The sequence below is a fragment of the Plectonema radiosum NIES-515 genome (assembly GCF_025753815.1).
Taxonomy (GTDB): domain Bacteria; phylum Cyanobacteriota; class Cyanobacteriia; order Cyanobacteriales; family Nostocaceae; genus Hassallia; species Hassallia radiosum_A.
In genome coordinates, this window is sequence record NZ_JAOWRF010000098.1 from 1 (window position 1) to 4,694 (window position 4,694).

General features: G+C 39.4%; 4 protein-coding genes and 1 tRNA gene. 4 read left to right on the forward strand and 1 reads right to left on the reverse strand.

Annotated features, from left to right (window positions below):
* Positions 1 to 161 precede the first annotated feature (161 nt).
* Both OGM63_RS06405 and OGM63_RS06410 read left to right on the forward strand, forming a co-directional pair.
* Positions 162 to 243: transfer RNA gene (locus tag OGM63_RS06405), tRNA-Leu, on the forward strand.
* Between the two features lie 140 nt (positions 244 to 383).
* Entirely contained in the window at positions 384 to 1,172 is a 789-nt protein-coding gene (locus OGM63_RS06410; RefSeq protein ID WP_263744667.1) for a TrmH family RNA methyltransferase, read from the forward strand.
* Between the two features lie 52 nt (positions 1,173 to 1,224).
* Here the strand turns inward: OGM63_RS06410 and OGM63_RS06415 are convergent, their stop codons facing one another.
* The gene (locus OGM63_RS06415) at positions 1,225 to 1,458 is read right to left on the reverse strand and encodes a hypothetical protein (RefSeq protein WP_263744668.1); all 234 of its coding nucleotides are present in this window, start codon (positions 1,456 to 1,458) and stop codon (positions 1,225 to 1,227) included.
* A 515-nt stretch (positions 1,459 to 1,973) separates the two neighbouring features.
* Here OGM63_RS06415 and OGM63_RS06420 point away from each other — a divergent pair.
* Positions 1,974 to 3,740 carry a lipoxygenase family protein gene (locus OGM63_RS06420; protein WP_263744669.1) on the forward strand — a complete coding sequence of 589 codons (1,767 nt, stop codon included), beginning with the start codon at positions 1,974 to 1,976 and terminating at the stop codon, positions 3,738 to 3,740.
* A 397-nt stretch (positions 3,741 to 4,137) separates the two neighbouring features.
* Positions 4,138 to 4,275 carry a hypothetical protein gene (locus tag OGM63_RS06425; protein ID WP_263744670.1) on the forward strand — a complete coding sequence of 46 codons (138 nt, stop codon included), beginning with the start codon at positions 4,138 to 4,140 and terminating at the stop codon, positions 4,273 to 4,275.
* The last annotated feature ends 419 nt before the right edge of the window (positions 4,276 to 4,694 follow it).

A 4,694-nucleotide genomic window follows, 5' to 3' on the forward strand; every position in this document is an offset into this window, starting at 1 on the left:
GATGGGGGGAGTGGGGGAAATATTTCTTCTTTCTTACCATGAGTCCCTTTCCCCTAGTCAAATTGCCCCATGCCCAATTACCAATTCCTCATTTTATGCTAAAGGCGTTGACAAAAGCTAGAAAATGAGTAAGGATAGAGAACGGTGATAAAAAAATGCCAGCGGAACTGGCGGAATTGGCAGACGCGCTAGATTCAGGTTCTAGTGCCGCAAGGCTTCCGGGTTCAAGTCCCGGGTTCCGCATATGAGTTAGGTAGAGACGTTCCGGTGGAACGTCTGTACTTGGATGGAGATGTTACGGTGGAACGTCTGTACTTGGATGGAGATGTTACGGTGGAACGTCTGTACGGAGTTAAATCATCACTCATCACTCATAATTTTTAATGTTAACTAGTTTACAAAATTCTTTAGTAAAGCAAATCCGCAAATTGCACTCCTCGAAGGAGCGTCACAAGCAGGAGTTGTTTTTACTCGAAGGTACGCATTTGTTGGAAGAAGCTTGTGGGGTGAATTATCCGCTGGATGTGGTGTGTTGTACCTCACAATGGGAAGCGGCTCATCCGGCACTTTGGGAGCAAGCTTGTAGTCGGTGCGATCGCTTTGAAATTGTCAGTGAAGAAGTATTGAAAGCGATCGCGACGACAGTACAACCTGATGGTGTTATCGCTACCGCAAAACGAAGCTCGGCAATGCAAGTTCCCTTCACTGGGTTGCTGCTAGCTTTGGAAACTGTGCAAGATCCGGGCAATTTGGGGACGATGATTCGGACTGCGGCAGCGGCTTCGGCATCGGGGCTGTGGCTGAGTGCAGATAGTGTAGATTTAGATAACCCCAAAGTGTTGCGTGCCAGTGCTGGTCAGTGGTTTCGCTTACCGATGGCGGTGAGTGCAGATTTAAAAGATACAGTAAATCTTGCCAAGGAAGCGGGAATGCAGATTGTGGCAACTTTGCCAAGTGCAACTTTAACTTATTGGCAAGTAGATTGGCGAAAACCAAGTTTAATTTTATTAGGTAACGAAGGTGCGGGTTTGTCGGCTTCTTTAGCCACAATGGCAGATAAAGCCGTGAAAATACCTTTGAATCCAGGGGTGGAATCTTTGAATGTGGCAATCGCTGGAGCTTTAATGTTGTACGAGGCTCAACGACAGAAAATGAAGGAGTACATGCTGTAGGTTCCTTGCGTCTGTACAGAGTTAGGAGTTAAGAATTATCAACTCGTAACTTTTATTTTATTTTATTTTCCAGATATTCTTCGATATCAGTAACGGCATCCTCTAAAGCTTCTAAATCAATTTCTGCTTCTATTTCAATTAGTTCAGCATTAGTGGTTTCAGGAGTATCGGTTTTTTTTGTTTCTTCCTCTTCAGTCGGACTCTCTTGTAATATACCCTCCAACTCATTGAGGGATTGAAGAAACTCTTTAGCGGCAGTGCGGCGTTGTTGCTGATTTTGCTCCATAATTTTGATTTGAGAATCGTGATTGCAGTTTATAATTATGGTTATTTGTACCAAAACTAATTTATTCTGTATCAAATTTACACATTAAAAAGCTTGATGGCAAAATCAGCGAACGTGAAGGTAAAATTAAAACTTTGCTGTTGTTTATAATAGACATCTCCAGAAAACAATAGACATCTCCGGAAAAGAATGTAGAGACGTAGCAATGCTACGTCTCTTGGGGTTTGGACAATGCATATTTAATTTCCACGACGTTTGTCTAATAGTGAGCGGTAAACCGCTTCAAACCCTTGGTATGAGGGGTTTACTGCTTACTACATTTAGTTCTTTATTTCTTTACACTCCAGTACTTATGAAGGTATGTGAGATAAAGTTAAGTTATATTACTCTTGTCTGATTTGCACTTCCGGGAAAATAAAGTAAGTATAAACAATGAGTTAGATTATATCTAAATGCATTCATATTCATCTCTCTCTTGAAAACCTAGTAATTACACACTTGACAAGGAGATTATTATGAGAAAAACTAATCTTTCAGAAAGCCTATACCAGTGGGAGCCTGCTAATCCTCAATTACCTTCCCATGTGAAAGGAGTTCCCAGAGGAGAAGGCTTTTCTGCCGTGAAGATATTCATTTTTCTCTTTAACACCCTGAAAGGATTAATCGGTCTGCTAATAGCACAACTTATACATCTGTTTCCTTTTCTTTACAAGCAGAATCAAAAAGGTAAACTGGTATTTACAGGCACGGCAGATTTTGGCTTAATAAGTATTTTATCTGGATTCAATGACTGGGAAAAAATTGATGATTTTAATGATTTTTTTAAACCTTGGACATTTTTGAAGAAACCATCTGTTGCTAAAAAAAAGTGGCAGTCAGACACACAATTTGCTTATGAACGGCTAAATGGAATTAACCCAGCATTTATCAAAAAATGCCGACAATCAGATATTTATCCAGTGGGAAAATTCCGCGTTACTGACGAAATACTTAAACCAGTTTGGGGAAGTGATATTACTCTGGCTTCAGCATTGGCAAGCGATCGCTTGTATGTATTAGACTATAAAATCTTTGATAATATACTCAATCCTCAACTAGAAGACCAATTAGGAAGATATGCATTTGCTCCACTTTGTCTGCTGTATGTAAATGATGAAAAACAGCTTGTACCTATAGCAATACAATTGCAGCAAAAAACTGTCGATGATAATGCTTTTAACCGCATCTTCACCCCTGGGGATGACTCTGAAGTCTGGTTAACAGCAAAGACGGTTATAGGATCTGCTGATATTTCTTACCAAGGGATTGTATCACACTTACTCCACACTCACCTAATCGCAGAAACTTTTGCGATCGCTACTTTCAGAAAACTATCACCTGAGCATATTATTTATCAAATTTTAAAACCTCACTTTTTTAATACTCTTGCTATCAATAATATGGCTCGTGGTGTATTTCTTCCCAGAAAAGGTCTTTTTGATATTATCGGAGCCTTGGGTTACACAGGCTCTCATGAACTCTTAATCAGAGGATACAGTGGTAAGGGAAGTGAATATCAAGGTGAACCGTGGCTATTTTACAAGCAATCTTTGCCATATGACTTGACAGAACGCAATGTCTACGATTTACCCGGCTACTATTATCGGGAAGATGCATTATTAATTTGGGATGCTATCAAAGATTACGTCAGCGATGTTTTGAAATTGCAATATAAAGTTGTTGACGATCTTATTAACGACAAAGAACTCCAAGCATGGAAAAACGAACTGATTGACCCAAATTATGGCAACATCCAAGGACTTCTTTCACCTGATAAATTTGACCAATTGACTGAAAGTTTTAATAGCTTAGACGATTTGATTGAGATTGTCACAAACATTATTTTTACAGTTACTGTTCGGCATTCGGCTGTTAACTTTGGTCAATATGAACATGCTGCATGGATTCCCAATCTGCCGTTCGCTATCTATCAATCTTTCTCTGATTTCCTTGAAAATGACAACAAAGAAAAAATAGATTTAGTTAAAAAGCTCCCAAGTCGTTGGCAATCTATATTACAAATCGTCTTGATGAGTACTTTAAGTTTAGCACCGCCATACACTAGTGAGTCACTTTTAACTTTGAAAAATCCCTTTTCTCATACTCCTGCAAAACTGGCTTTTGAAACATTCCAGAAGCATCTGCAAGAAATCGAAGAAAAGATATCTGTCCGCAATTTATCTCGTTCTCAACCATACATTTACCTTCTTCCCTCGAAAATTGCCCAAAGTATTGCTATCTAGGAAGTTATTCAGTGTAATTTTCTAGCCTTATCCTAGTGGTGCTTACATCTCAACCCCTCAGGTAGTACAGCGCTTTATGTAGTCTGCGTTTCAGCGCTGAAGCGCAGACGACTAGAAAGTTATCTTAGTCGGATTGCGTTAAGAATCTTTTCAAGTTAATTAAATTTTCTAATGTAAACGCTCAATTATGGGAAGATAAATATTAGGTTAAAGAAAAAATTTTCTTTTTATCAGTTTTTGCTTTGGGAAGGCGACGCGTTAGCCCCTACTACTTTCATACCTGTATTTAAATTGCAGTTAATTAATCTTTGGAAGTGAGCATTTTAAAGCCTCGTACTTTCAAGGATGAAGTTAACTTGAGTTGAGTACAGATTTAGCAAAATATGGAGGGGATAAAATGGCTGTTCGTAATAACTTAGTTAGCAATTTGTGGCAGAGAGTACAAAAAGATTCTGTCAGTTGGGGATCGTTGCTGCTTTGGGTCTGTGGATTAGTTGTATTGTTAACGACGTTGGTGATGTTTGCCAACGCTTAAAAGCAGGAAAGTTAAAAGTAACGGGAATGTACCTGACGATTAAAATCGCGGCGTTGCGCGTACAAAACCCCCATAGCAAGGGTAAGGAACCTTTCATTTTCGCGAAGTCCGCAGAACTGAAGCAGACTTGGTTCGTTTAGCCGCGACTTCTAGTCGCCAAGGCTTAATTTTTACCTATTAGACATCGTTATGCGTTGCCCGAAACCTTTGATGAGACGTAGCAGTGCTACGTCTCTACGTTCATTCTCACCACGTTTGTCTATCCTACTTATGCTGAGAACCTCCGGCTTCCAGCCGGGGGATGAAAGCTAATTGTCTAATTTATTAGACATTTTTGATAAAATCAAAGTGCGTACATATAGGATGAAAAACTCCATAACAAAAAACATATTTACGCACTTAAACTTTTAAGTAGCCAT